Origin of the sequence: Flavobacterium sp. 9 (assembly GCF_002754195.1) — a bacterium.
Lineage (GTDB): Bacteria > Bacteroidota > Bacteroidia > Flavobacteriales > Flavobacteriaceae > Flavobacterium.
This window is the reverse complement of record NZ_PEEU01000001.1, coordinates 5,919,705-5,946,365: the sequence shown is the minus strand read 5'-3', so window position 1 is coordinate 5,946,365 and position 26,661 is coordinate 5,919,705. Positions and strand designations below refer to the sequence as shown.

At 38.0% G+C, this 26,661-nt stretch carries 27 protein-coding genes; 10 read left to right on the top strand and 17 right to left on the bottom strand.

What is annotated here, in order from left to right:
* Positions 1-13 precede the first annotated feature (13 nt).
* From CLU81_RS24830 to CLU81_RS24760, 15 genes are all read right to left on the bottom strand, one after another.
* Complete coding sequence (locus CLU81_RS24830; protein ID WP_144444568.1) at positions 14-1,033, bottom strand: S9 family peptidase; 1,020 nt, start codon at positions 1,031-1,033, stop codon at positions 14-16.
* A 247-nt stretch (positions 1,034-1,280) separates the two neighbouring features.
* The gene (locus CLU81_RS24825) at positions 1,281-2,162 is read right to left on the bottom strand and encodes an AraC family transcriptional regulator (protein WP_099712283.1); all 882 of its coding nucleotides are present in this window, start codon (positions 2,160-2,162) and stop codon (positions 1,281-1,283) included.
* A gap of 14 nt (positions 2,163-2,176) precedes the next feature.
* Positions 2,177-3,019 (bottom strand): SDR family NAD(P)-dependent oxidoreductase, encoded by an 843-nt coding sequence (locus tag CLU81_RS24820; protein ID WP_099712282.1) that lies wholly within the window; start codon positions 3,017-3,019, stop codon positions 2,177-2,179.
* A 261-nt stretch (positions 3,020-3,280) separates the two neighbouring features.
* A complete protein-coding gene (locus CLU81_RS24815; RefSeq protein WP_199174594.1) occupies positions 3,281-4,423 on the bottom strand; it encodes an aldo/keto reductase in 1,143 nt (380 codons plus the stop codon).
* Between the two features lie 131 nt (positions 4,424-4,554).
* Positions 4,555-5,421, bottom strand: a complete 867-nt coding sequence (locus CLU81_RS24810; protein WP_099712281.1) for a helix-turn-helix domain-containing protein — start codon at positions 5,419-5,421, stop codon at positions 4,555-4,557.
* A 155-nt stretch (positions 5,422-5,576) separates the two neighbouring features.
* Positions 5,577-5,993, bottom strand: a complete 417-nt coding sequence (locus tag CLU81_RS24805; RefSeq protein ID WP_144444567.1) for a hypothetical protein — start codon at positions 5,991-5,993, stop codon at positions 5,577-5,579.
* A gap of 799 nt (positions 5,994-6,792) precedes the next feature.
* Positions 6,793-7,806: an HAD family phosphatase gene (locus tag CLU81_RS24800; protein ID WP_099712279.1), complete on the bottom strand. Its 1,014-nt coding sequence runs from the start codon at positions 7,804-7,806 to the stop codon at positions 6,793-6,795.
* 135 nt (positions 7,807-7,941) lie between these two features.
* Positions 7,942-9,543 (bottom strand): arylsulfatase, encoded by a 1,602-nt coding sequence (locus CLU81_RS24795; RefSeq protein ID WP_199174593.1) that lies wholly within the window; start codon positions 9,541-9,543, stop codon positions 7,942-7,944.
* A gap of 60 nt (positions 9,544-9,603) precedes the next feature.
* The gene (locus tag CLU81_RS24790; RefSeq protein ID WP_099712278.1) at positions 9,604-10,605 is read right to left on the bottom strand and encodes a hypothetical protein; all 1,002 of its coding nucleotides are present in this window, start codon (positions 10,603-10,605) and stop codon (positions 9,604-9,606) included.
* A 39-nt stretch (positions 10,606-10,644) separates the two neighbouring features.
* Positions 10,645-11,472, bottom strand: coding sequence for a DUF2490 domain-containing protein (locus CLU81_RS24785; RefSeq protein ID WP_099712277.1), 828 nt, complete (start codon positions 11,470-11,472; stop codon positions 10,645-10,647).
* Positions 11,444-12,373, bottom strand: coding sequence for a hypothetical protein (locus tag CLU81_RS24780; protein ID WP_099712276.1), 930 nt, complete (start codon positions 12,371-12,373; stop codon positions 11,444-11,446). The genes CLU81_RS24785 and CLU81_RS24780 overlap by 29 nt, the downstream gene beginning before the upstream one ends.
* A 74-nt stretch (positions 12,374-12,447) precedes the next feature.
* Positions 12,448-12,930, bottom strand: coding sequence for a hypothetical protein (locus CLU81_RS24775; RefSeq protein ID WP_099712275.1), 483 nt, complete (start codon positions 12,928-12,930; stop codon positions 12,448-12,450).
* Between the two features lie 36 nt (positions 12,931-12,966).
* The gene (locus CLU81_RS24770; protein ID WP_099712274.1) at positions 12,967-13,587 is read right to left on the bottom strand and encodes an OmpA family protein; all 621 of its coding nucleotides are present in this window, start codon (positions 13,585-13,587) and stop codon (positions 12,967-12,969) included.
* Between the two features lie 89 nt (positions 13,588-13,676).
* Positions 13,677-14,441, bottom strand: a complete 765-nt coding sequence (locus CLU81_RS24765; RefSeq protein ID WP_099712273.1) for a hypothetical protein — start codon at positions 14,439-14,441, stop codon at positions 13,677-13,679.
* Between the two features lie 119 nt (positions 14,442-14,560).
* Complete coding sequence (locus CLU81_RS24760; RefSeq protein WP_099712272.1) at positions 14,561-14,803, bottom strand: hypothetical protein; 243 nt, start codon at positions 14,801-14,803, stop codon at positions 14,561-14,563.
* 309 nt (positions 14,804-15,112) lie between these two features.
* On the opposite strand from CLU81_RS24760, the gene CLU81_RS24755 reads away from it, so the two are divergent.
* Both CLU81_RS24755 and CLU81_RS24750 read left to right on the top strand, forming a co-directional pair.
* A complete protein-coding gene (locus CLU81_RS24755; RefSeq protein ID WP_099712271.1) occupies positions 15,113-16,717 on the top strand; it encodes a hypothetical protein in 1,605 nt (534 codons plus the stop codon).
* Between the two features lie 648 nt (positions 16,718-17,365).
* Positions 17,366-17,590, top strand: coding sequence for a hypothetical protein (locus CLU81_RS24750; protein WP_099712270.1), 225 nt, complete (start codon positions 17,366-17,368; stop codon positions 17,588-17,590).
* 21 nt (positions 17,591-17,611) lie between these two features.
* On the opposite strand, the gene CLU81_RS24745 is transcribed toward CLU81_RS24750, so the two are convergent.
* Complete coding sequence (locus CLU81_RS24745) at positions 17,612-17,821, bottom strand: hypothetical protein (protein ID WP_144444566.1); 210 nt, start codon at positions 17,819-17,821, stop codon at positions 17,612-17,614.
* Between the two features lie 24 nt (positions 17,822-17,845).
* On the opposite strand from CLU81_RS24745, the gene CLU81_RS26695 reads away from it, so the two are divergent.
* From CLU81_RS26695 to CLU81_RS24720, 6 genes are all read left to right on the top strand, one after another.
* Positions 17,846-18,064, top strand: a complete 219-nt coding sequence (locus CLU81_RS26695; protein ID WP_144444565.1) for a hypothetical protein — start codon at positions 17,846-17,848, stop codon at positions 18,062-18,064.
* A gap of 97 nt (positions 18,065-18,161) precedes the next feature.
* Entirely contained in the window at positions 18,162-18,464 is a 303-nt protein-coding gene (locus tag CLU81_RS24740) for a transposase (RefSeq protein ID WP_099707978.1), read from the top strand.
* A complete protein-coding gene (locus tag CLU81_RS24735; protein ID WP_144444448.1) occupies positions 18,407-19,327 on the top strand; it encodes an IS3 family transposase in 921 nt (306 codons plus the stop codon). Before CLU81_RS24740 ends, CLU81_RS24735 begins: the two co-directional genes overlap by 58 nt.
* A 362-nt stretch (positions 19,328-19,689) precedes the next feature.
* On the top strand, positions 19,690-20,079 hold the full coding sequence (locus tag CLU81_RS24730) for a VOC family protein (RefSeq protein ID WP_099712268.1): 390 nt from the start codon (positions 19,690-19,692) through the stop codon (positions 20,077-20,079).
* A gap of 137 nt (positions 20,080-20,216) precedes the next feature.
* Complete coding sequence (locus CLU81_RS24725) at positions 20,217-20,780, top strand: nucleotidyltransferase family protein (protein WP_099712863.1); 564 nt, start codon at positions 20,217-20,219, stop codon at positions 20,778-20,780.
* 185 nt (positions 20,781-20,965) lie between these two features.
* Positions 20,966-21,502, top strand: coding sequence for a nucleotidyltransferase family protein (locus CLU81_RS24720; RefSeq protein WP_099712267.1), 537 nt, complete (start codon positions 20,966-20,968; stop codon positions 21,500-21,502).
* 79 nt (positions 21,503-21,581) lie between these two features.
* On the opposite strand, the gene CLU81_RS24715 is transcribed toward CLU81_RS24720, so the two are convergent.
* Positions 21,582-22,037: a response regulator gene (locus tag CLU81_RS24715; RefSeq protein ID WP_099712266.1), complete on the bottom strand. Its 456-nt coding sequence runs from the start codon at positions 22,035-22,037 to the stop codon at positions 21,582-21,584.
* Between the two features lie 326 nt (positions 22,038-22,363).
* Between CLU81_RS24715 and dinB the strand changes: the two genes are divergently transcribed.
* Together dinB and CLU81_RS24705 are read left to right on the top strand one after the other, a co-directional pair.
* On the top strand, positions 22,364-23,548 hold the full coding sequence (dinB, locus tag CLU81_RS24710; protein ID WP_099712265.1) for a DNA polymerase IV: 1,185 nt from the start codon (positions 22,364-22,366) through the stop codon (positions 23,546-23,548).
* The gene (locus CLU81_RS24705) at positions 23,548-26,604 is read left to right on the top strand and encodes a DNA polymerase III subunit alpha (protein ID WP_099712264.1); all 3,057 of its coding nucleotides are present in this window, start codon (positions 23,548-23,550) and stop codon (positions 26,602-26,604) included. Before dinB ends, CLU81_RS24705 begins: the two co-directional genes overlap by 1 nt.
* Positions 26,605-26,661 lie beyond the last annotated feature (57 nt).

Here is a 26,661-nt window from a genome sequence, read left to right as displayed (position 1 = left end):
TTTAAGCTTTCTATTATTTAAAATGCGTGTCAAACCACTCCAGCATTACTTTTGGATTTTGCCCGAAGTAGTTATATCCCTGGAAACGCTGGTCTGTTGCTTCAATCCAAAAGAGCTTTTTATCTTTTGCAGAAATGTTATTGTAGATTTCTTCCACATAGTAAAAAGGCATTAAAAAATCTGCTTTTACCTGAGCTACAAGTGTTGGTATAGAGTCTGCCTTAGAATTTTCTACTGGTCTGAAATCATCCAATACATAACCGGTTTTTCTTTGCAGGGCCTGATCGAACAGTTCATAACCGTTAGGTATTTTGGCATTATCCATCGCCGTCTTTACAAAGGCGCGCGGAGGCGAAGGCTGCAGCGCAATCATTGCCGTTATGTTTTTAAATTCTTCCGGATATTTCTCCATAGCAACAAATGTGGAATTCGCGCCCAGGCAACGGCTGTACAAGGCTATTTTCATATCCTTTGTACCAGTTCTTGACCTGGCATAACGCAATGAACCTATTACATCACGATATTCCACGATGCCGTGTCCAACAATACCACCGTTACCGGCACCGCTGCGCCCGTGATTGCGCATATCATAAGCAATAATATTATAGCCTGCATCGTGCAAAATTTTATATTCCGGTAAAAAATTGACTTCAAAACCTCCAAAGTTTTTCCAAGGTTCCAAATGACCCGGGTAGCCATAACGATTGGCAGGCATAGGATGATTACAGATAATTAGCTTATTGGAATTTTTTGCAGCAATAAACCAGCCTTCCAATGTTACGCCATCCATTGCAGGGAAAAATATATCTTCGTATGCCATCCCGTATTGGTCTGGTGTGCGCAAAATTGGTGTACGGGCAGAATATGCCATTAGCTCGGCAATTCCATCGATAAATTCATCGGTTTTTGCATCTGCTGTATTCTTTATTTCTTTTTGTGAGCTTTCTTGGGCCTTATTTTGCGCCATTGCAGCAACAGCGATAAGTGCAAAACAAATTGCTGTAGATACCTTAATAATTCTATTGATATTCATATTGAATTGATGATTAATTGGATAGTGTAAAATTAGATCTCAGTGCTGAAAATGATGGGGACAGATTACCAGTATAAAAGAAACATTTTACCGTTATCCTTTTAACTGACCAGATAGTAGTTCTCTGAATTTGCCACATCAATGACAAATCGGCGCTTCACCCCTGCTTTTTCTAATCTTTCAAAAGCATTAAAAAAAATTGGTTATTAATAGATTCTACTGTATTGCCTAAGAAGAAATCCTTACATTAATTTTGAAGCATCTTAGTATATTGTAAACGGTATTCTTTCGGAGTCAATCCTGTTTGTTTTTTAAAAAATTTTGAAAAGTAGTTTGGATATTCAAATCCGAGAACGTAAGCAATCTCCGTGGTATTGAGATCATTTCTATTTTCAAGCATTTCTTTTGCTTTTACGATCACAAATTCATGAATGTTTTCTATGGCTGTTTTCTTTGTAATTTGCTTTATAATATCGCCCAGATAATTTGGAGTCAATCCCATCCTATCGGCAAAATACTGAACTGCAGGAATCTGATTGACCGGATCATTGTAATATCCCATCAGCAGCTGCTGAAATTCTGAAACAATTGGACTGTATTGTTTAATATTTGTAGAAAACTGTCTTTTATAAAAGGATTCTACCAGGGAAACCATTACGTGGACATAAGAAATCAGCACCGTGAAATTGTCTTTTTTACTCTCATAATATTTCAGCATTAAACTGAAAATCATTCTTATTTCCTTTTCTTCATCCTCAATTAATAACAATGGTTCGTGAAGTCCGTAATTGTAATAGTTCTTAAAAAGAAAACGGTTCTCCTCGATCAATTTTTTAGAAAACTGCAAATAAATCCCATTAAAACCAGGCTCCATATCCCATCCGCCTCTTATTTGAGGACTGTTAAAGAAAACCGCGTTCAAAGGCTTAGTGGTTTGTGGATCATAGCCGGGAACAGATTTATCAATGAAATTACTCTTGATAGAAATTCGATAAAAATCAATCGCCACAGGTGCTGATTTGAGAAGTATTGCCGGAACATCATAATATCCTATGTCAATATTGTTATCCAATGGTTTTGGCAAACCAATGTACCGGTTAAACGATTCTATGTCTTTGAATAATTTCATTGAAAAATTAGATATTATTTATCAATCGCCAAGGAAGAAGATAATTCCCGGTAGGCATCAGCTTGGTCTTGTAATTCCTTGATTTTTCTTTCTGTTTCTGCAATCGCGTCTGCGCCCGCAAACCAACGTTTTGGAGGTATTGCCTCACTTGCAATAGTTAGTAAACCTGCTGCTAATTTTGCAGGATCCCCTCCCTGGGTTCCGCTCATTGCCTGCCATCCCGGACGAAGCATTGCAATACGTTCTGCATAATCTGCAATATGCAATTCGTTCCAAATTGTTGAAGATGGCTCTAATAAATTGGTTCTGAAAAATCCCGGATTTACTATAGTGGTATTGATCCCAAATTGTGAAACTTCCAACTGCAGGGATTCCATCCAGCCTTCCAGTGCAAACTTAGATCCTGCATAAGCCGTACAAAGCTCATAACCAACTAATCCTGCTGTTGATGAAACGGTAATAATGTGGCCTGATTTATTGCTTCTCATAATGGGCAAAACAGCTCTTGTCACATTCATCGGTCCAAATACGTTTACTGCAAATTGAAGCTCCATCTGAGCCTGGCTCAATTCTTCAAAATAACCGGCATAAAAGCTGCCTGCGTTGTTTACCAAAACATCAACAGTTCCAAATTTTTCTATGGCGGCATCCAAGGCTGTATTTATTTCTTCCGTATTGGTAACATCCAATTGTACCACCAGTAAGTTATCAGTAGGTTCTCCAAATGCTTTAGCTACTTTCTCTGCATTTCTGCCAGTCGCTATTACTTTATTGCCTGCTGCTAGCGCAGCTTTAGTAATCTCCAATCCTATTCCACTGCTTGCTCCGGTTACGAGCCAAACTTTATTATTTGTCATTTTTTAATTTTTTAATGTTATAATTACACTACAAAGGTATAGACAAGCAATGATCATGATGGAAACGGATTACTAATAAAAAAGAAACATTTTACTGATAGAAAAAACGCTCTGGGCAGCAGAGCGTTTTTGTAACAATAATTGAATATCATTTAATCTTCACTTATGCCAAATGAGTTACTCAAAGGATCATTCCTTCTTTGAATCTATATTAATAATTCTATTTGAAGAAAGTCAATTTTAATTGCTGCCCAATTTAGATTATTGGCAAAAAGTCATTTGCATTGCGTTCATTCTCCCGCCATAAACTTTCAATTTAGCAAATTCAGTCTCCAATTCCTGAAATTCTGCGGCAGATAACTCGACATCATAAGCGCCTAAATTTTCACTCAGATGAGGGATGTTCCTAGTTCCTGCAATACAAACGATGAAAGGTTTTTTAGCCATAAGCCACGCAAGTGCAATCTGGGACGCTGTTGCATTTCTGTTTGATGCAAAACGGTTCAGCAGGTTAACAATTGGCATATTAGCAGCTAAATTTTCAGCTGTAAATCTTTCGAAAGCGGAACGCAGATCCAATTTACTATCAAAAGGTGTCTGCGCATTAAGTTGTCCGGCTAAATACCCCATTCCAAGTGGTCCCCACGGAACGAAACCTATTGCTAATTCTTCGCATAAATCTAACACGCCATTTTTCTCCACGCTTCGTTCCATAAATGAATATTCTGTCTGGATGGCAGAGACAGGCTGTACAGCATGTGCCTTGCGAATGGTTGCAGTATTTGCTTCCGATAAACCGAAATGCAGTACTTTACCTGCTGCAATCAAGTCTTTTACCGCGCCTGCAACATCTTCAATTGGTACATTAGGGTCAACACGGTGCTGGTATAAAAGGTCGATTCTGTCTGTTTTAAGTCTGGCTAATGATTCTTCGACCACTTTTTTAATATGTTCGGGTCTGCTGTTTAAAGTGATATTTGGCGCACCAATTTCAAAACCAAATTTAGTAGCAATAGCCACTTTATTTCTAAAGGGAGCTAACGCTTCTCCCACTAATTTCTCGTTGGTGTACGGGCCGTAAACTTCAGCGGTATCAAAAAAGGTAACACCGCTTTCATACGCTTTGCGGATGGTTTTAATACCCTCTTCAATTTTTGCCGGCGCACCATAATTGGCACTAATGCTCATACAGCCTGCACCCAATGCAGAAACTTTTAACTTTCCAAGATTTCTTGTAGTCATTTTATTTTCTTTATCCTTGTTTTGTTCACTAATTTCAATATTGCCGGATGAAGCAGTGATAAGGCTTGGTGTAAGCATTAAGCCTGCCCCGGCAATTGCTGTTTGCTGAAAGAATTTTCGTCTCGGATTTTCGTCCTTTTGACTGGTATTATCGTGTTTCATTTTAAGATGTTTTAAAATTGCTTAGCAAATTTACCATTGTAAAAAATAATTGACAGAAACAGATTACCTGTAAAAAAGATACAAATTACTGAAAATGAAAAAACACCTCTTGTGGAGGTGTTTTGATTTATTTAATTTCTGCCGATGGCTTGCAATCGGAATTCTCTTGGTGTGAGATGGACCTGCTTTTTAAAAAATTTTGAAAAGTAATTGGGATATTCAAAACCCAGTTCGTAAGCAACTTCAGCCGTATTGAATTTTTGATTCTGGACCAACAATTCTTTTGCCCTTTTAATGATAAAATCGTGGATATTCTCCAAAGCCGATTTTTGGGTAAAGTGTTTGATGATATCACCGAGGTAATTCGCTGTCACTCCTAATTGATCTGCAAAATACTGGACGTTTGGAAGCTGCTTTACAGGCTCATTATAATAATCGATCAGACTTTGTTGAAAATCTGTTACAACACGGTTGTACTGTTTAGGGTCAGTGGAAAATTGCCTTTTGTAAAATGCTTCTACCAAAGATACAAGCACATTTACATAAGAAAGTAAAACTCCAAAATGTTTTATTTCACTTTGATAATATTTAATCATTAATTTAAAGACTGCAGACACTTCTTCAACTTCGTCATCGGTTAAATATAAGGCTTCGTGCTGTCCGTAATCTAAGTAAGTTTTGAATAAAAACCTGTTTTCTTCAATGATTTTTTTTGAAAGCTGGAGATACATCCCGGTATAAGTAGGTTCGGCATCCCAGCCTGGTTCGATAATTAAATCCGGTGTATTAAAAAATACCGCAGAAACAGGCGCAACATCCGGAGTAGATTTTCTTTTATATTTTATTTTGATTGAAATTCTATAAAAATCGACAACAACAGGCTGAGAATTTAAAATTATTTTTGGAGGATCATAATAACCTACGTCAATATCGTTATCCAGAGGTATTTCCATACCCATAAACTGATTATATGATTTAAAATCCGTGAATGTTCTCATATAAGTAAAATTGAAAATTTAGATAACAAACAATTAAAAATCTTAAAAATAAAAATACTTTATTCTAAGTTCTAAATTATTTAAAAAGTAGCATTAGAATACAAATCTATGATTATTAAAATTTATTATTATGTTACACTTGTATTTTTTTGCAATTAAATCCTTTTTCTAATTAGTACTTTTCTTAATTGATTTTCACACATAACAATGTTAGTGATGATTTCCTGACTTATTGTATAAAAGGTTATGGCTGTCAAATTACTTTCCATCTCAATTTCTGGAATTTGGATTTGCAGCAAAATTATATAAAAAATTAAATGAATTTTTCCATCAATCCCCAACACGACATCCAAACCAAATTCATAAAGCCAATTAAAGACAGACAGTAAATATAATACGCCAATCTCTTCAAATCGTCCATAAATTTTATAGAAAATTATCCTGTTCCTGTCACCACAGCCAAACGGCGCCAATTGAAGACAATCGGACCCTAGCCCCGATAGCAGTGAAAATCCTTTTGTGCCGGTGTTCGGCACAAAAGATTGTAACGGATAGCGGGAAAAAGCTCCCAAAATAATAACATCAAGCCTAAAAACTCAGTGATCAGCATGGTCTATAATATACAATACTGCATCTACCCGCCTGATTAACTGATCGCTATTTTATAAATACAAACCATTATTCTGTAAAAAAAAGTGTTCCTTATCCTTTTTACATTTGACAAAGACAATCATAAAGTCAAAGCACTAAAACAAAGGCAAAGGCAGAGCATAAAGGACAAAGTACAAACAAAGAATAAAGTACAACCCCAAACCAGCACTGCCATACCGCCCAACCTTCCCCCCTCGCCACCCCTTTAAAAAAAACAACAGCAATAATCTAATTCAAAAAATAAAATTACAACTTCCCATACAACAAAAAATTACGACAAGGACCACCGTAATTCTCAAAACCAAAACAAAGACCCAAAACACGCAGGTCCAAAGAGCAACCCTTATGACCCGGAGACCCCCCGTAAGGAATCCCAAAGCGACCCCAAAGACATAACCGGGAAGGACATAGAGAAGGACCTTATAGATAATGACCCTTCAAAGGGGTTTGAAAACCAAATTAATAAGCCATAGGGCGATGAATTTGAAAGCGGCCAATTTCAAACCAGGGAACTGGACCCGGATAACCCGGTTCAAAAAGAATTCGAAATTGGGAAACTCAGCCGCGCAGAGATTAAAAACGATGAACGCAGCAGCGATGAAATAAATAATGACGAGCTGAACCGTGATGAATTTGGCCAGGGAAATTTTTAATGCATTCAGATTTTGCTGCCAAATAAAAAAAACCGTTGTTTTTTTTATAAAATAGATTATTAACCTATTACTGATCAGCAAAAACCTTTTTCCAATCGCCTTTAATGCTGATAACGTGCCAATTGTTTTTTGCCGCTGCATTCAATGACAAATTATCTTTTTCCTGATAACTGTATTCCCTGACGGCATCATCGTGATTTACCAGCAATTGAAAAGAAGGATATTTATTTCCCTGAGAATATCTCAGCATGGCTATGTCCCCTGCTCCGCCTTCGTTGCCGCATGCAAAAACAGGACGCTGGCCAATATGAAGCTGAATTCCAACCGGCTTTCCTTCTTTATCATTTAAATGGTCTAAGGCAGCTTCTCTTTTTATACTATTAGAAGCATCATCAAATGTATATTTGAAAGAAGTCCCCACAACCTGATCTTTGGGAATCCCGTAAAAATTTTCTGAAATCGCTCTTACCACTTCAATTGTACCGCCCGTTACGATATAGGTTGTAAACCCGTTTGCCCGCAGGTAATTCAACAACTCCAATTGCGGCTGGTACCTGATTTGTTTCAATGTTACATTTTTGCCGGGATATTTCGCTTCGGCAAAAAAAGCTGCAGTCGAGGCTTCGAATTCATCTTCGCTCATTCCGGTATGGGTTGCTGCAACTAATTGTATAAGCGCCTTTTCACCGCCAGTTTCAAAAAAAGCTTTGTCTTTTTCAACAACAGCTTTAAAAGGCTGCTGCTGGGCTAAGGCCGGATTTGCTTCTACCATTTTTTTAACACGGTAAAAAGCAAATAATTCCTGAACATACGGTTTTTCAGCCCACAGCGTTCCATCATTATCAAAAGTGGCAATTCTATTTTCAACGGGAATAAAATCAGGACTTCCTTTTGTTGTGACTTTTTTTACGTAAGCAGTAATATCATTTTTCAATGGTCCATCATTCCAGCTTGGCAGCGGATCCTGGCTAGTTGCAACAACTGCAATACTATCTCTTGCATTAATAGTTGTGTATTTTTCTATTGTATTAAAAGAAACAAGGAAAAATAAAAGTACGGGTAATACATATATTCTTTTCATAATATTATTTTTAATTTATTGAAATGCCTGAGTTAGTAACAACCCAAGCATTTCAATAGTTTTATGTTCATATTTTCTGCGTGTAGCTTAGCTATTACTGTTTTTTTAAAATTACATATTACTGCATATTGTCTTTTATTTACCCCCGCCGCTGGCACCATTGGAGAGCATTTCCATAACTGCATCCAGATTCATAGTTCCGCTCTTCTGACTTGGCGGATAATCTTTAAAAGACTGGACAAACTGACCTGCTATGGCCTGAGCAGGAACTAATGTCCATAGCTTCTCTGCAGCCCATCTTCTGTACAAATCGGATTCGAACGGCGCTTTCTCAAAAGGATCCTGACGCAGATTAACCACTAGCGGTACATTCATACTTGTTCGTTTACCAGTGAAAAGATTCCCTTCTATCCACGAGAATTCTATCTTCCAGTTGCCATAACGAAGTGCATTCAGGTTTCCATTATCATCGAAATAAAAGATCTCTTTACGCGGACTTTCCTTCTCCTGTCCTTTAAAAAATGGAAGAAAGTTATAACCGTCTAAATGATTCTTAAAGGTTTTGTTATTTGCTTTAAATCCTGTCAGTAATTTCTCTTTTACATCAGGATCACCTGCCGCTGCAAGAAAAGTAGGCATCCAGTCTTCATGAGACATCACATCGTTTACAATAGTATTAGGTTTAATTGTTCCCGGCCATCTAACTACACAAGGAACCCTGAAACCGCCTTCAAAAGTTGTTCCTTTCTCCCCTTTAAAAGGTACCATCCCCCCATCAGGCCAGGAGAACATTTCAGCCCCGTTGTCACTGGTAAATACTATTATAGTATTATCTGCAATTCCAAGCTCTTCCAATTTCTTCAGAATTTCTCCCACATTATAATCAAGTTCCATCATGCCATCTGCAAATAGGCCAAAACCGCTTTTATTCTCCCATTTTGGAGAAAGATGTGTCCATACATGCATTCTTGTAGTATTGTGCCATAGAAAAAACGGTTTGTTTGCCTTAGCCGATTTTTCAATAAATTGAAGCGAACGCGGCAGCAGTTCTTCCTCTGCCGTTTCCATACGTTTTTTTGTCAATGGCCCAGTGTCTTTGATAGTCTGTTTTCCTACCTTGCCAAAACGTGGGTCCACCGCCAGGTCATCTGTATCAGTTGCTTTACAGTCTAACACTCCCCGGGGTCCAAATTTTTGGTGGAATGAAGGATCTTTAGGGTAATCAGGATCTTCTGGTTCTTCTTCAGAATTAAGGTGATACAGATTTCCAAAAAATTCATCAAAACCATGTACAGTAGGCAGAAATTCATTACGGTCGCCTAAATGATTTTTACCAACTTGCGCTGTTGCGTAACCCTGCGTTTTAAGCAAATCAGCAATGGTAGGATCTACCTCCTGCACACCTTGTTTAGCCCCCGGCAGACCCACTTTTAATAAACCGGTCCTAAAGGGTGATTGACCCAAAATAAGTGCAGCTCGTCCTGCCGTACAGGATTGCTGTCCATAATAATCCGTAAACAAAGCTCCTTCACTTGCAATTCTGTCAATATTTGGAGTTCGGCCTCCCATCATGCCCCGATGATAAGCGCTTATATTCCAGATACCAACATCATCGGCAAGGATGATAATAATGTTAGGTTTTCCTGAGTTTTTTGAATTACTCTTCTTTGATTGCTGCCCCTGAGCAACAAAAGAAACTGCCATAAATAACAGCGCTAAAGTTTGTACTTTTTTCATTTCTTTGATTTGATTCGTTCATAATTTAATTACTCGTCTGATTTGTATGGAAGAACATTCTCAACGCCTCCTTTTTCCTGCCGCATTCGCTTTGGCTGATTGTATATTGGCATCTTGCTGACGATTAGCCCCTTGTGGAACATTGGACTTATTGACATTCGAAGGAAGAGATGTAGTATTAGCGGCACGATTAGTCGTTTGTGTATTCACAGCTCTATTCGCATTTGACGTGAGCGACGATGCATTTGAAGGCAGAGTTGTTGGCTTTTTATAAGTATTGCCCTGATAAGTTCCTTTGTAATTACCATTTTTATTATAATTGTTTACCGTTACAGAAGTGCTACGGTAAGAACTTGAATAATGAGCATAATTAGGGCTGCGTATGATAACCGTATTTTGATAATAAGCATGATGATGGTACACATGATGGTAATACATGCTGAAATAAACAGGTGCCCAGGGATGGAAATAAGGCGGATAAAATCCATAATAATATGGCGGAACATAAGGCACATAAACCGGAGAATACAAATACACAATTACCGGGCTTGACTCGACCACTACAACTTGCGGTGCGGCGGCAACAGGATTAGTTCCTACATAGGCCGGATTAGGCGTAACAGAGGTAGTTGCTGCCGGTGCAGGTTCAACGATATAATTTTTACCGTAAAGGGCTTCATCACCTACAATCTGAAGTGTCACTTTTTTATTTTTATCCTTTGCTACCAGAATTACAGCGACATCCTGAGTTTCGGTCTTACTTACCGGATCCTGAAGTATGATGGTATAGGAATCATTCTCTTTTTTGGTAACGGCTTTGATAAAATCAATTTTTTTATCGTTATCCAAATCCAGATTATTGATGCCTTGTTTTTCCGAATTTAAGGAAGACTCAAAATCTTCGATTGTTTTTGATTTCTGAAAAAGATCCAGAACGGCATACAGATCGAGATTATCTCCCGGAAGTCCCAAAGCTTTTGGTTCCTTATCTCCTTGTGAGAAAACGGGCAGACTTAACAAACTCATTACAAAAACGGTTATTGTAAAAATGAAATTTTTCATGTTTTTAGTATTAAAGTGAAATGGAAGTAAAAAGATCTGTTACAGACTTCCCTCGCCCAGATCAACTGCGCTTTTTTTGCGTTTAAATGATTTTAGAAGCGTTGGAAAAAAATTATTAAAAATCCCTTTGAGCTGAATGGCATTTACCATTTTATTGGTGGGGTCTCTGGGCATAAATTCATTGGCATAAGCCACTTCTAGCTGTATATTATCTATGAGCGTAAATCCGACTCCAAGACTTGCCCGGTTTCGATCAAATAAATCAGGACCACTGACCTGGCTTTTGGTTTTAAAAAACAATTCATCTGAAGCAAAAACATACATGGCTTTTGTTTTTAAGCCAAAAGTGGTCACCGGACAAACTGCTTTTATCTGAAACCTGAATCGCTCGACGGCTTCCAGATAATGATCATCATTTTCAATATGCCGGTCTTCGATTCTTGCCCTAAGGTTTACTTTAATTTGCGGCAACTTTACCAGATTATAAGTGGCCTGAATAGCTGTTCTGAATTCAGGGGCTTTTCTCTGATTGAGTTCCGGTACATTTTGATTCGAATAGTAGGCGTAAAATACAGAAACTTTCCATCTTTGGGAAGGATAATAATGTGCCCAAGGCCTAATATAAAACTGTGTGATGTTATGAAAAATATCACTGTCCTCAGGTGTACTGCTTGTGACAAGCCCGGCATCGAACTGTAATACCCATTTTTGGCTTAGATCTTTGGTAAAGTCGTACTCATTCCAAAACTGATTGAGTTTATCGGTTTGTGCCTGTAAATGGGTACTGGCAATAATCAACAGGAAATACCAAATCTTTTTACTGAAACTTTGCCTTACCTTAAAATGGTTTCTTTTTTCCAAATGCATACGAAGCAGTTATTAACGGACCGTTATACCCCCATTTAAAATAGCCTTGCCCCTTTTCTTTCTCAACGTCTACCCTAAAGTTTAATCCGGTGTAAGAAAGGCTAAAATGCAGGTTCTCTATTACTTTATATAAAACTGAAAAATCGCCACTGGTTACCTTCCCGTCTATATTGTTTATTTTTAACGCAAAATAACTCACATTGCCTTTTGCGGCAAACCGATCAGAGATGGCGTATCCTCCCCAGATACCAATATCCGGCAAAGGAGCTGTAAAATTATATTCGTCTTTGTAACTAAGGCCTACCGTTGCTCCCAAAAGACTAATGCCAACTTCACTTTGAATAATGTGCGCCCCAATCATTAATCCAAATTCATATTTTGGATCAACAAAAAAAGCATAACCATAAGAAACCCTAAAAATGCTGGTCTTAAAAAAAGATTCAACAGCAGCATCAACCGGATAGGTATGATCTCCAAATTCTATTGTTCTTTTTAATGTTCTGGATGTTGTACGATTTAAATAGAAATAGCTTATTTCAAATTGTGATCTTCTTGATATCCGCCATTGCAGATCTGCTAAAAACGTATTGGTCGATTTGCGAAAACCCAAATCATCTTCCAGATCAATTGTGGTTCCATAATCGCCGTTTGCACTTCCTACTTCTATTATTGTATTGTTTATTGGTATAAATAATCCAACACTTGCTTTTATGCGTCTTACAAACCATGGCAGCTCAGGTTTTACTTTCTGATTCCGGTTCAATTCATTTCCGTCCTGAAGTGAAAATGTCATGTTTTGCGCAGTTTCTTGGCAAAACATTAAAAAAGGCATTCCTAAACATATAAAAACCATTACGTGCAAAATAGTATCTTTAATTTCATAATAGTATTGGTCCTGCATTTCAATTCAATTTCTTTTGTAAACAGTTAGATAAAAAGTGATAACTGCGCTGAGCCATCACTTTTTTTTAATGTCTAATTCAATTTGGTTTTGTCAATCTCACCAATAAATGGTATAGAATCCTGAATCTCTTCTCGTATTGAGGTTTGAAGATAAACTTCAAGCTGTATAAACTTGGCAGCATTGGTGGCTCCAATAGCTTTTTTGGCCTTTTCATAGGTTTTGCTATATAGTTTCTCTACGTCCAGATTATTTTTCAGGTTTGCTTTTGTCAATTGATCCGCGTCAGCATCGGTCAGCGTAGCATATTTCGCCGCATAGTCATCAATAATCTGAATTTTTTTCTGGCCCAAAACTTTGCGTTCTGCTTCATAACTGTCGTACACAGGCTGAAAAGCTGTTGTTTGTTCGGGACTCAAAGCCATGTACTGATTAATCAAATCTGTTTTTGATTTTCCGTAACTGCTTTGAATAATGGCAAGTTCATCTTTTGCAGAGGATTGTGCGTTTAAAGTTGCTGATAAGGTCAAGATTAAAACGATAAGTAATTTTTTCATGATTTTATTTTTAAGGGTTATAATTAATTGATTTGTTTAATTTTTAAAATTGAAACTCAATACCGCTCCCAGTCCAAACTGATAAGTTGAAACATAATCTGTCACACCAACAACACCAATGTAGGTCCAGTAGTAACTGTTTCCAACGGCTACCGCCATTGATTGTAAATAAGCATTCAGGTTTATGGATACTGCCGAATTGGTTTTAATTTTCACGCCTCCTTTAACTTCCCATGCAAAATAGGTTCCGCTGCCGCTTTGCGGTGTTTCAAGAACAGCAATCCCCGCTCCAGCTCCCAGATAGGGTAAAGCTTTTTGTGTATTTCCTCCAAAATAATGAGTTCCGTCAAGCAAAATATAATTTATGGCTCCTTTATCATCTCCTGCGTTTACCTGGGTTCTACTAGGTGCGTATAAAGGCAATTTGGTATCGAGTCTTTGGTATTTCAATTCAACGGAATTATTCTCAGGCAAAAAGTATTCAAGACCTGCACCATATTCAAAGCCATCTTCTACATAACCATAAGAATTATTGTATTGTACTTTATCCGAAAAAGTATAACCTCCATATAAATTCAGGGATAGGGATCCCGTATCCTGTGCTTTTGCGGCTATTGACAACAGTAAAGCAATCATTAATAAAATGTAGTGTCTCATGATTTTTGATTTGATCTGTTAGGGATTCATATTGCTTATAAATACATTATTTTGAAAAGATTATTCGATGCTGTTTCCATTATCACTTTTTAAAAATGAAAGCCAAATTTCACAACCGGGCCGGATGTATCTACATTATATAAAAAGTAATCCGCTCCGTTTCCGGTATCATAATCAAGCGAAATAATGCGATAACCTGCCTGAATTTGAAATAATTCTGAAAATCGATATCCTGCGTACGCCTGAAATTGCCAGGCAAATTGTGAACCTATTCCAAATCCGCCAATTTCTCCGCGTACTTTGTATAGAAACTTTTCTGCGGGTGTATTTTTAAAAACCGCAATCACCATGGGGTCAACCCAGGTTTGCGTCATTTCTTTTTTGATATTTGTTGTGCCTCCTCCAATAGTATTTCGATTGATATCAAGTTCGAGTTTAATCGAATTTAAAAGAGCTCCCACTCCCACTTCAAGCCCTGGTCTCACTTTATAAAGTCCGGCCAATTCCCAACCGAGCTGTTTGGCCGTAACATCACCATTGTTAATTAATGTACTGCTTTTAACCCCTTGCCCGATATCCATATACAGAAGATCAGAATTCAAGTTCCATTTCTCATTTGAAGCCTCCAAGTACAACATCGCCCCAAATTGAAGCTGATCAAAAATCTTATTTGACTTTACATCTACATTCATTTCCGGCAAATTTCCAAGTGCTGTTTTCCCGCTCATATTAGGGAACATCACATAAGGTTCTGCATAAAATGACCATCCTTGTTCAACCGGAAATTCCTGTGCCAGCAATTCTAACGAAGGATAACTTAGTACGGCTATCAGTAGCATGTATTTTATTTTCATGGGTGTCATTTTTAGGATTGGTTGCAAATGAATATATACCTGAAAACAGAAACCAGATCAATAACTGTATTTTAATTTCATTGGGAACAAATTTTAATTAACCGAACATTGATTTGATTTCAGATTTCATTATTTTTTATGTACCTGAGTATTTCTTTTTCCAGCTCTGCAAAAAGTTTTTCATATTCTTTTTTAACTCCAAGATCCTGAGCCAGCTTTTCCTTATACTTTTCAATACAAAATCTGCTCATACTGTAATCATCACACATATTTTTAAAATCGCCATCAACCTGGTATAATATCCTTATCAATTCTCTATGTGATTTGAATTTTTCAACATTAAGGACTTCTGGTATTGGCATAATCTCAATTTTAAAGGTTAAAAATTATTTCTTAACTAATAAATTTTATTCGCAATGTTCTATCTTACTGAATAACAAACATTAAAGCCAAATGTTAATATTTGTGAAGTAAATTTATACAACGAATCCACTGTTCTAACATTTACAAGGTTATTAACCGTTAAACGATTGTTTATAAACATTTTACAAAACACACTTAAGGAAAAATCTTAAGTTTATGTTAATAATACCAAAATATATATTAATTTTAACTCATTGTTTAACAATCAATTACCCTATTACCTTTTACAATCAAATCACATATTAAGAATGGAAAAAATAAAAAATTTTTCATCAGAAGAAATTTGCCTGCAATTGGAATATATTTTAAATTTTAAATCATTTAAAAATTCTCCAACCCTCACTAATTTTCTATCATATATTGTCCATGAAACAATTAATGAGAGAGAAGAATTTCTTAAAGAATATTCTATTGCTGTCAATGTTTTAAAGCGCTCCAGCAATTTTAACTCTAATGATGATGCGGCAGTCCGGATTCATGCCGGAAGATTGAGAAGAACTTTAAATGACTATTATCTAAGTGATGGTATACAGGATTCTATAATAATTTCAATTCCAAAAGGAGGTTATATTCCTGAGTTTAAAATTCCTCAAAAATTGGCGGCATTGCCATCTTTTGTCCCCTATTCAAACACGGATAGTATTAATCCAACCGTGGCAATATTCCCTTTTCAATGTACACCTAAAAGAAAAGATGCTGATTTATTTGCGGCATTACTTCGAAATGAATTAACTGCAGAACTTTCAAGATTTGAAGATATAACAGTTATAGGATATTATTCTGCAGATGTGATTGCAAAAATCAACGATAATATTTTACAAGCCGGAAAGTTATCAGGAGCAGATTATATTATAACAGGAAGTATTCAATATAGTGAACAGAAAATGCGGGTTAGAATAATATTGCTAATCACTGCCACTGGAGAAATTATGATGACAAAATCTATTGAAAAGGAAATAGTATCAGATATCTTCGAGATACAGGATGAAATTATAAAGTCTGTGATTACCTCGGTTGGGGGGTATTACGGATTAATATTCCAGGAAATGGAAAAAGCTGCACCAGAAAAGGTATCGAAGAATATAAGTATCTGGAAAGGAATTTATAATTATTATAAATACCAGCGTTCTTACTCCATTGAAAATTATAAAGTTGCCCTTATATCTTTGCGCCATGCCGTGGTACAGCATCCCCAGCATGCTGTTTCCTGGGCCATGTTGGGAGAAATATACCTCAATGGTGCAGGACTTGCTATTAAGGATATCGACAGCCCAATTGAAGAAGGATATCGTTGTTGCATGGAGGCCTTAAAAATAGATCCTTCATGCCAGCATGGCTTTTATACTCTTACGCTGGCTCATGTGTTTAAAAAAGAGAAAGAAGAGTGTTTAATTGCAGCCAGACAATGCATACAGCTAAACCCAAACTGCTCTGTAATTGTTTCAGGAGTCGCTGTAATGCTTATTTGCGCGGGTTATTTTGAGGAAGGTTTTACAATATTAGAAAAAACAATCAAACTTAATCCCCATTATCCATGGTGGATAAACTGTGGTTTCAGCTTTTATTATTTACACAAAAAAGACTACTCCACGGCATATCATTGGGCTAATAAAATAGATTCTCGAGAAACTTTTTGGGATCCTTTACTAAAATCTACAACCCTGGCCTTATTGAATAAAAATGGCTGCGCAGAAAATCAACTGCTAAAACTTCTTGAATTGGAACCTGAGACTCCAGCCAATATAAAAATTATGCTCTCGACATTATTATTATCAGATGATCTTGTGCAAGAGATAATTGTTGGTTTAAACAAAGCAGGTCTTATGGAAATTCAGAAAATTCCAGTCAAATAATCATATGCAAAATGAAAAGATATTTACAGCAAATAGATTTCAATCAACATTGCTCTGAATTTTGCGGCAGAATGATGGCACATGGATTTTGGAGTTGATACCTTTTTTGCCACAAAAAGTTAAGGCTGTCTCTTTTTACTTTAAGTAAATTATAAGATTACATTTTATGGCAAAATCATATATAAAACTAAATACATTTTTGTTTCAATTCCCAACAGGACATCCAAACCAAAATACTGAAGACATATAAAAAAGACAGCCTCTATTTCCGTAAGCCAATTTCTTCAAATCTTCCATAAAATGGTGTCCATATACAGTTCTCCAAGAAAAAAAAGCGCTCCTTAGCAGCCCTAGCCCCGATTGCTTCGCCAGTTCGCTTCGCTCGTGTGCAGTGAAAATCCTTTTGTGCCGAGGCTGGGCACAAAAGATTGTAGCGAATAGCGGGAATAGCTCCTAAAAATAATTAATGCTAAGACTAAAATTAAGCATAACCATCTGAAAATAATACAAGTATATCGGGTTATCATATAATTTTATAAGGTTTCAAATTTTTAATTTTATCCTGCATTCTTCCAGTAAGCTTTTCTAAGCCCAAAAAAATACGAAGAAGGCCTTTAAAGAAATTACAAACTATTAAATTAAAACAGTATGATACCACAGGAAAACTACGATACTTACCGTCAGGAAGACAGCATGTATCACATGGGAGAAGAATCCATCCACTCGGAAACCATGGAACATACCGATCCGGCCATCAACCAGCATGATGACGATGAAAGATCGGCCGACCACCAGCCCACCGAACTGGACCATGACGATGCGGACAGAAGGACCCTGGATGAGTCCCAGGCCGATGAGGATGACAAGGATTAAAGATATACCTCTTACCGCAGATTACAAAAAATGAAAAGCCTTCTGAATGACTGCATTTAGAAGGCTTTTTTTTGGATTAATTTTAATTGTTTTTAAGGCGTAACTAATCGGGAAGTCCACCCCTACCAGCCGTTCAATTTCTGGTACGGCCGCTAACTTAACATCAAAGCGTGCGGCAATAAAAATAAAACCGTTAATTTTGCCTTTTGACAGTAGATTTAAAGCTGTCATAGCAGCTTTAAACGGGCATGAGATATGAAAAAGTTTGAAATAAAAAAAATAGAACCCGACAGCTGGATGGTTTCCCATAATGAGCTACCAAGGTTTACCTGCCGCTTTGAGGACAAAAAATTCAATTACAGCCGAACCATCACAGGACTTTCAGATCCCACAGGCGACCCGAAACAAATCCTGCTGCTTCAGAAAATGGAGAAATGGCTCAGGGAGTACCATAAGGACAAAATTGACGGTTAAGAAGATAGTTTAATTTTTCCTCTGCGGTTTGGAGTTGCTACATTTACTGGGACATAAATTTTAAGACTGTTTAAATAAAAATAAATATCTTAGAATTATGAAAAAACGAGTTTACAGTGCTGAGTTTAAATCATCAGCAGTACGATTAAGTTACGAGCGAGAAAACATCAAAGAATTAGCAGATGAACTAGGCGTCCAGGTAGAGCGTATTTATAAATGGAGGTCTTCTCAAAAAACATTTACTAATCTACAACCAATTATTTCTAAAAAGACAGAGATAGATTCTTTAGAAGTAAAACAATTACGAAAAGCCCTTAAAGAAAAAGAATTAGAGCTTGAGATATTAAAAAAGGCCGTTCACATCTTTTCCAAGAGCGATGGGAAATCTACCAATTTATAGTCAGCTATAAACATTTATATCCTATTGAAAAGATGTGCAGCGTTTTAAAAGTAAGCCGAAGTAGTTATTATAGATGGTTCAGTGGCGGTCCTTCTAATAGATTTATAGAAAATAGTCTATTTACAGATTTAATAAAAGAAGTTTTTGATCTAAGCAGTCAAACTTACGGAAGTCCCAGAATAGCGGAACAGCTAAAAAGAAAAGGATATAAAATATCCAAAAGGAAAGTTGCTAAATTGATGCTTCTTAATGGCTGGAGAAGTAAACTTAAAAGACGCTTTAAAGTAACCACAGATTCTAATCATCGATATCCAGTGTGCAGTAATCATCTCAATAGAAATTTTACACCAAAATCACTTAATGAGGTTTGGGTGTCTGATATAACCTATATAAGAACAGCTGCCGGCTGGTTATATCTTACTACTATTATTGATTTATATGACAGGCAGGTTATAGGATGGTCATTAAGCACACGAATGTATACCGATCAAACGATTATTCCAGCTTGGAAAATGGCAGTATCAAAAAGAGAAATAACAGAATCTTTACTTTTTCATTCAGATAGAGGAATACAATATGCTTCGATAGAATTCAGAAAATTGATTAATAAAAATACTTTAATCACTCAAAGTATGAGTAGAAAAGCTAATTGTTGGGATAATGCTGTAGCTGAAAGTTTTTTCAAGACCCTTAAAGCAGAACTTATCTATCAGCATAAATTCACAACCATTGAAGAAGCTAAATTAGCAGTCTTTGAATATATAGAAGTATGGTATAATAGAAAACGTCTGCATTCTTCTTTGGGATATAAAACACCTAAAGAAATGGAACTAGAATTTTATAAAATAGAAAGTGTAGCATAGGTCTTAGAAAATTTGTCCGACTTTTTGTTGCAAGTCCAATGGGCAAGAGAGCGTAGAATGGTATTCGCAGCAGGTTTTCTGGAGCACGCGGCAGATCAACCGATATTTCAAAGACAGGTTTGATATCCCGCTGAAATCATACTGCAGGATTTTAAAATGCTATGATTCATTTAAGCAGGTAAAGAAAGGACAGCTTTATCCGCAGCAGAATTATTTTGACCAGTCCCATTTTATCAAGGACTTAAAAAAATATACAGGAAACAGACCTACGGAATTGTTTGAAAACAAAAACGACCGATTTTTACAATTAGCGACAATGAAAGAAAAGTAGTTTTGCATCATTAATATTTAAAAACAGCAAAATGAAATTCAGCAGCATCAGGCTTTTAGTAAGCGACTTTGACAAGTGCTTCACTTTTTACAACAACATCCTTGGTTTGGAATGTACCTGGGGCAAACCCGGAGAAAATTATGCCAGTTTCAGCCTTGGGGAGCCATCGGCACTGGCATTGTTTAAGGCAGAATTAATGGGCAGCGCCATAAACAGCAAGGCCGGAAAAAACGAAATTCTGCAAGACAAAATGGCCATCATAATTAAGGTGGACAATGTCGATGAAAGCTATATTTCCCTGCAGGAGAAAGGTGTCCAGTTTCTCACAGCGCCAAAAGACATGACCCCTTGGGGAATCAGGGCAGTACACTTTAGGGACCCGGAGCACAATTTGTTCGAACTGTATTCAGACCTGACATAAAAACGGGATAATCTTGTAATTTTGTACAGCAAAATGATCGGCAAAGGCTCAGCTTACTATTCATACCAGTAGGCAATCACTTTGCTGCAGCAATATCAAAAACCTTAATCGCCCACCCAGCCCAAATGCCAGCAGCAATGACAGATCGAAAGAAACAATTGATTTCATATTTAGAAAATTGCCCGCAAATCATTGACACCTTAAAGATATGCAATGACTATGGTCTGCCAGAGTATTATTTGGCGGGAGGAGCAGTAACCCAGCTGCTATGGAACAATATACTGGGCAGGCCAAACCTTGAAAATGTGAAAGATTTTGATATCGTATACTACTGTGACACCGAGGATAGTTTAGTAGAGAAATCACATCAGAGAAATATTGAAAAAATCGCCGCACATACATTTAAACTTGACATTACCAACCAGGCATATGTTTACCAGTGGTATCCTAAAAAGTTTGGAAGTGTTATTGAAAAATTCAGCACAACCCGGCAGGGTATTGAAACCTGGTTATCGGCCTTCGCCATTGGAGTACGGATGGAGTCAGATAAATTGGAAATCTTTGCCCCTTATGGACTTGATGATGCTTTTGATATGATTGTCCGGCCTAATAGACTGACAATGACAAAAAATAATTATGTAATAATGACAAAAAGTTTTAAAAGCCGCTGGCACAATATAAATATCCTTCCCTGGGACTAATTGACCAATGATACCCAGCAGCCATAACTGGCAGTAAGGACTGGTAAATGGATTTTCTCCGCTAAATTTAAGATCTGGACTTTAAATTTTCTGCTTTGCAGCTCTGCAACCCTTACCTCGGGTTTTGAGTTACAATAGAAAACTTATATAATTAAAGCAAAACAAATCATAAGCTGTAGTAAGCAATGGAACACCGAAAAGAACTGACTGATATAATCGTAAACGACAAATTAATGATCCAAACTCTGAGAATCGTTAAAAATTTAAATTTAAATGATTGCTGGATTGGAGCCGGATTTGTAAGAAATAAAGTTTGGGATTTTTTACATGGGCAAAACACAATAAAACTTACTGATACAGATGTGGTCTTTTTTGATCAAAGCAATATATCAGAAACACTGGAAAAAGAAATAGAGCTAAAACTTACTCAAACAGATCCAAAGACCAGCTGGTCTGTCAAGAATCAGGCAAGAATGCATTTACGCAATAACCATCCCAGATATAGCAACACTGAAAATGCAATTTCGCATTGGCCCGAGACCGCAACGGCTATTGCAGTGCGATTAAATTCAAAGAATATCGTCGAAATTTTGGCGCCATACGGTTTAAATGATTTGTTTGATTTAATTGTTAAGCCTACACCACATTTTGATTCAGCCCTTTTTCAAAAAAGGGTAAATGAAAAACAATGGGGAAAACAATGGGGAAAACTAAAAATATAAGGCAGCAGCTCATAACCTTTCCAACAAATTCAGTTCCTTAGATTTCGTTGATTTCCAAATTTGCTTCTCTTGGGATATGCTAAACCAAAAGGAATTTCCTGCTCGCGCCCAGAGCCGAAACCAGGTTCATGCTGAGTATCTCCTCTAGTATGGATTTAAGCTTCTCAAAACAACTGGGCTTGACTGCGTAAAATGTAGCGCCCAATTCCAATGACTTCTGAATATTTTGAGGATCATTGCTGGTGGAGAGCATAATAATGTTTATTTCTTTTAGTTTGCCTTCGCAGCTTCTTATCTCCTTGAGACATTCAAGCCCTGATTTGCCGGGCATATTGATATCCAGAAAAATAAATTCGGGAAGCTCTGAGCCGGAAAGTGTCCGGAGATCCTCCATTAGATGCATGCCGTCGCGGGCCTGTTTTAAAATAACATTCCGGTCAATTTCCATCACCGCATCAGCAAAGAACTCCCTGTCATCGCTGTCATCATCGGCCAAATAAATATATCTCTGAGTATTGTGGTTGTCAAAAGCCATAATAAAAAAAATTATATTAATGATAAGAGATTTTGCTAAAGCAAAATGGCATTTTCAATTTACAGGCGATGTAAAAGTAAGGGCATTAAATATTCCAAAATAGAATTAAGGGTAGTAAAGATAATTCATAATTAGGAAAAAACACATTAAAAAAAAACTTTTAACTATTTCTTTTCAGCCCTTTTATCTTCAGAAATTCAATATTTACGGGTATTTGCCCTATAAGAAAAAAATGACTAATTAATTTTGTTATAAATTAGAACATAATAAGCTGTAAAAAATGTTACGATCCGTACTAATTTTGTCCTGTATAAAATGAGAAGAGTATGGAAAGGTCAATTGTACATATCGATATGAATACATTTTTCGTGTCCTGCGAAAGACTGACTAATTCCGAGCTTCAGGGAATACCGCTTATTATCGGCGGAGGCGAAAGAGGCGTTGTGGCTTCCTGCTCTTATGAAGCCAGGCGTTTCGGGGTTCGCTCTGCCATGCCGATCCATCTGGCCACCAAACTCTGCCCGCAGGCCAAAATCATGAAGGGCGACATGGAATTATATTCCAGGCTCTCGCACGACATTACCGAGATCATTCAGGAAAAAGCGCCCGTGGTGGAGAAAGCCAGCATCGATGAATTTTATCTGGACATTACCGGTATGGACAAATTCCACGGCAGCTACAAATGGACGAGTGAACTCGCCCAGACCATTATAAAAGAAACGGGCCTTCCCCTAACCTTTGCATTGTCCATCAACAAGACCGTGTCCAAAATTGGAACCGGGGAAGGAAAACAGAAACAGAATCTGGAGATTCCTGAACATTTAGTGCAGTCTTTTTTAAATCCCTTATCCGTTCAGAAAATACCCATGGTAGGTGAAAAGACATTTCAGTTGCTGTCAAGAATCGGTATCAGAAAAATTGAAACCCTTTCCAAAATGCCATGCGAAGTACTGCAGCAGATGATTGGTAAAAACGGGTCCGAACTTTGGAAGAAAGCCAATGGCATAGATCATAATCCCGTAGAGCCTTATACCGAAAGAAAGTCCATATCTACGGAACATACCTTTTCTCAGGATACCATCGATATTCCAAAACTCAAAAGAGTAATATTGGGTATGGTGGAAAAACTAGCCTTTCAGCTGCGCTCTGAAGAGTGGCTGACCTCAACGGTAACCGTTAAAATCCGTTATGCCAATTTTGATACCGAGACCAAACAATGCCGTGTGCAGTATACCTCGGCCGATCATATCCTGACCCAGACCGTTACGGATCTCTTTGAGAAATTATACCAGCGCCGAATGAGGCTTCGTCTTATCGGGGTAAGGTTCAGCGGGCTGGTCCGAGGCACCTACCAGATCGATCTTTTTCAGGATACCGAAGAAATGCTTGCTCTCTATCAGGCCATGGACCGGATGAAAACACGTTACGGGTTTGATGCGGTAATGCGCTGCGCCGGAGCATCGTTTAAACCCAACAATAAAAATGAAATTTTAAAACGTAAATCAGACTAATGTATCTCAATTGTCATTCCTTCCATTCCCTGCGCTACGGTACCATTCCCACTGAGGAATTGATATCTAAGGCTGCTGACTGCGGTGTGGGTGCCATGGCACTTACGGACATCAATACCGTAACGGGAATTTATGATTTTATAAAGGGATGCCAGAATGTTGGGATCAAACCCCTTATAGGAATGGAATTCCGCTCGGATCACCAGCTCCGCTTTATAGGCCTTGCCAAAAATGCTTCGGGGCTTGCGGAAATGAACCGTTTTCTGACCGGTCATAATTTTGAGAAAACAGCACTTCCGCCCTATGCGCCTGAGTTTGAAAATGTGTTTGTGATTTATCCTCTGGAAAATGTCCCTGACGTTTTAAAGGAAAACGAGTTTATTGGAATCCGCCCCGAAGAGCTGTCTAAACTAATATTGACGGATTGGAAAACCAAAATAGACCGCATGGTCATACTCCAGCCTGTAACGTTCCGCACTAAAGCAGAGTACCAGCTGCATAAAATACTGCGGGCTATTGACCTGAATGTAATTTTATCGCGCCTTGCTGCGGCAGATTACTGCCGGAAAACCGAAATAATGGTCTCGCCCGAAAGGCTGACCACCTGTTATGCAGAATATCCCGGGATCATTGCCAATACCCAAAAAATAATTGCCGGATGCCATTTTGAATTTGATTTTACAACACCAAAAAATAAAAAATTTTACACCAATAACAGAAAAGACGATATTAACCTTTTGACCACCCTGGCGCAGCAGGGATTGGAGTGGCGCTATGGCAAAAACAATGCAGAGGCCAAATCCCGTATGTTCAAGGAACTCAAAGTCATTGATCAGCTCCAGTTCAGCGGCTATTTTCTCATTACCTGGGACATTATCCGTTTCAGTAATTCCCAAGGATTTCTGCATATTGGGCGGGGCAGCGGAGCCAACAGCATCATTGCCTATTGTTTGGGCATAACGGACATCTGCCCTTTGGAACTTGACTTGTATTTCGAGCGCTTTTTGAATCTCAATCGCAAGAGTCCTCCTGATTTTGATATTGACTGGAGCTGGAAAGAACGTGATACGATACTCGAATATATATTCTCCCGCTACGGTTATGATCATGTTGCCTTTTGCGGAACAAATGTCGAGTTTAAATACAGATCCATATTTCGTGAAGTAGGCAAAGTTTTCGGGCTTCCAAAGGAAGAACTCGATACGCTGGCGAAAAATCCAATGGAACTCCATGCCACAAACAAAGTGGTAAAACAGGTACAGGAATATGGGATGCTGCTGGAGAAATATCCCAACCAAAGAAGTATGCATTCCTGCGGTATTCTTATTTCAGAGGAACCAATTACCAATTACTCGCCTCTGGAAATGCCTCCAAAAGGCTTTCCCATTGTGCTTTTTGATATGCATATTGCCGAGGATATCGGCCTTGAAAAATTCGATATACTGAGTCAAAGAGGGATTGGTCATATCGATGACAGTGTGAAGCTTATCGAGAAAAACCGTGGTATACGTCTTAATATTCGAGATACCTCAATTTCAAAGAATGAAATGAGGTGTAATGAGTTCTTGGGACGAGGTAATACAATTGGCTGTTTTTATATTGAAAGTCCGGCAATGCGTGGACTGCTTCGTCGCCTGAAATGTGACAATTACAAAACCCTTGTAGCGGCTTCCTCCATTATACGTCCCGGCGTGGCGCAGTCAGGCATGATGAAAGAATATATTTTCAGACATAACTACCCCGACAAATTCGAGTATTTCCATCCTGTTTTTGAGCAGCAGCTTGGGGAAACCTACGGGATTATGGTTTATCAGGAGGATGTCATTAAAATTGCCTTGCATTATGGCGGACTGCCCGCAGAAGATGGGGATATCCTCAGGCGTGCCATGTCAGGGAAAGGACGCTCCAAGGCAGCACTGCAGAAAGTAAAAGATAACTTCTTTGTATCGTGCGCAGCTCAGGGACATCCACTTCAACTCAGCGAGGAAATTTACCGCCAGATTGAATCCTTTGCCGGATACTCCTTCTGCAAGGCGCACTCGGCATCTTATGCCGTGGAAAGCTACCAGAGCCTTTATCTGAAAGTGCACTATCCTGTGGAATTCATGGTGGCCGTGATCAATAATCAAGGCGGTTTTTACCGCACCGAAGTGTATGTTCATGAAGCTAGAATGTCAGGGGCTGCAATTCACAATCCCTGCGTGAACAAAAGCGGGCTTGAAACCACCCTTTACGGATCAGATGTCTATCTGGGCTTTATGCACCTGCAGAGCCTGGAATCTAAAATAGCAATACAAATACAAACCGAACGGGAGCAAAACGGGGAGTATAAATCACTTGAGGATTTTATCAATCGTATTGCGATTGGTATCGAAGGGATACAGATTCTGATTTTTATAGGGGCATTCCGTTTTACCGGAAAAACTAAAAATCAATTGCTGGTAATTGCAAGGCTGATTCTAGTCAATTTCAAGCCCGAGAACAGAAGCCTTATGCTGATTCAGGAGCCTGTAAAGGAATATGAACTTCCTAAACTGGAACGTTCTGAATTTGAAGATGCTTTCGATGAAATTGAGCTTTTAAGTTTTCCTGTCTCCTGCTCCCCTTTTGATCTGCTACAGACTAAATTCAGAGGTGATGTATTGGCAAAAGATTTATTAAAACATCATAAAAAAACAGTTCGAATGCTGGCTTACCTGATCTCACGCAAACATGTACCAACGAAAATGGGCGCGATGTATTTCGGTACATGGATTGATGCGGATGGAGATTTTTTTGATACGGCGCATTTTACAGACAGCTTGGCCAAATATCCTTTTCAGGGAGGTGGATGTTATCTGCTTCTGGGACATGTCGAAGTAGATTATCACTTCCCTACCATTACCGTTTCTAAAATGGCCAAGATGCCTTTTATTGCCGATCCCAGGTATTCGAACTCTGATGACCGCCAGTTTACAGTACATGGACAGCTGCGGGAAGATGTGAGCATGACCGACCGCCAGCCTTACCCGCAGGAACATGAAATTAACCTGCCCAGGCTTAAGATGAGTAATTAAGAACGCTTTTATTTGACTCTTTAGATTATGGTTTATGTATATGTATAATTTAAAACT

Coding starts and splice junctions, on each gene's coding strand:
- CLU81_RS24830 (WP_144444568.1), bottom strand. CDS start 1,033: ATGAATATCAATAGAATTATTAAGGTATCTACAGCAATTTGTTTTGCA.
- CLU81_RS24825 (WP_099712283.1), bottom strand. CDS start 2,162: ATGAAATTATTCAAAGACATAGAATCGTTTAACCGGTACATTGGTTTG.
- CLU81_RS24820 (WP_099712282.1), bottom strand. CDS start 3,019: ATGACAAATAATAAAGTTTGGCTCGTAACCGGAGCAAGCAGTGGAATA.
- CLU81_RS24815 (WP_199174594.1), bottom strand. CDS start 4,423: ATGAAACACGATAATACCAGTCAAAAGGACGAAAATCCGAGACGAAAA.
- CLU81_RS24810 (WP_099712281.1), bottom strand. CDS start 5,421: ATGAGAACATTCACGGATTTTAAATCATATAATCAGTTTATGGGTATG.
- CLU81_RS24800 (WP_099712279.1), bottom strand. CDS start 7,806: ATGAAAAGAATATATGTATTACCCGTACTTTTATTTTTCCTTGTTTCT.
- CLU81_RS24795 (WP_199174593.1), bottom strand. CDS start 9,543: ATGAAAAAAGTACAAACTTTAGCGCTGTTATTTATGGCAGTTTCTTTT.
- CLU81_RS24790 (WP_099712278.1), bottom strand. CDS start 10,605: ATGAAAAATTTCATTTTTACAATAACCGTTTTTGTAATGAGTTTGTTA.
- CLU81_RS24785 (WP_099712277.1), bottom strand. CDS start 11,472: ATGCATTTGGAAAAAAGAAACCATTTTAAGGTAAGGCAAAGTTTCAGT.
- CLU81_RS24780 (WP_099712276.1), bottom strand. CDS start 12,373: ATGCAGGACCAATACTATTATGAAATTAAAGATACTATTTTGCACGTA.
- CLU81_RS24775 (WP_099712275.1), bottom strand. CDS start 12,930: ATGAAAAAATTACTTATCGTTTTAATCTTGACCTTATCAGCAACTTTA.
- CLU81_RS24770 (WP_099712274.1), bottom strand. CDS start 13,587: ATGAGACACTACATTTTATTAATGATTGCTTTACTGTTGTCAATAGCC.
- CLU81_RS24765 (WP_099712273.1), bottom strand. CDS start 14,441: ATGAAAATAAAATACATGCTACTGATAGCCGTACTAAGTTATCCTTCG.
- CLU81_RS24760 (WP_099712272.1), bottom strand. CDS start 14,803: ATGCCAATACCAGAAGTCCTTAATGTTGAAAAATTCAAATCACATAGA.
- CLU81_RS24755 (WP_099712271.1), top strand. CDS start 15,113: ATGGAAAAAATAAAAAATTTTTCATCAGAAGAAATTTGCCTGCAATTG.
- CLU81_RS24750 (WP_099712270.1), top strand. CDS start 17,366: ATGATACCACAGGAAAACTACGATACTTACCGTCAGGAAGACAGCATG.
- CLU81_RS24745 (WP_144444566.1), bottom strand. CDS start 17,821: ATGACAGCTTTAAATCTACTGTCAAAAGGCAAAATTAACGGTTTTATT.
- CLU81_RS26695 (WP_144444565.1), top strand. CDS start 17,846: ATGAAAAAGTTTGAAATAAAAAAAATAGAACCCGACAGCTGGATGGTT.
- CLU81_RS24740 (WP_099707978.1), top strand. CDS start 18,162: ATGAAAAAACGAGTTTACAGTGCTGAGTTTAAATCATCAGCAGTACGA.
- CLU81_RS24730 (WP_099712268.1), top strand. CDS start 19,690: ATGAAATTCAGCAGCATCAGGCTTTTAGTAAGCGACTTTGACAAGTGC.
- CLU81_RS24725 (WP_099712863.1), top strand. CDS start 20,217: ATGACAGATCGAAAGAAACAATTGATTTCATATTTAGAAAATTGCCCG.
- CLU81_RS24720 (WP_099712267.1), top strand. CDS start 20,966: ATGGAACACCGAAAAGAACTGACTGATATAATCGTAAACGACAAATTA.
- CLU81_RS24715 (WP_099712266.1), bottom strand. CDS start 22,037: ATGGCTTTTGACAACCACAATACTCAGAGATATATTTATTTGGCCGAT.
- dinB (WP_099712265.1), top strand. CDS start 22,364: ATGGAAAGGTCAATTGTACATATCGATATGAATACATTTTTCGTGTCC.
- CLU81_RS24705 (WP_099712264.1), top strand. CDS start 23,548: ATGTATCTCAATTGTCATTCCTTCCATTCCCTGCGCTACGGTACCATT.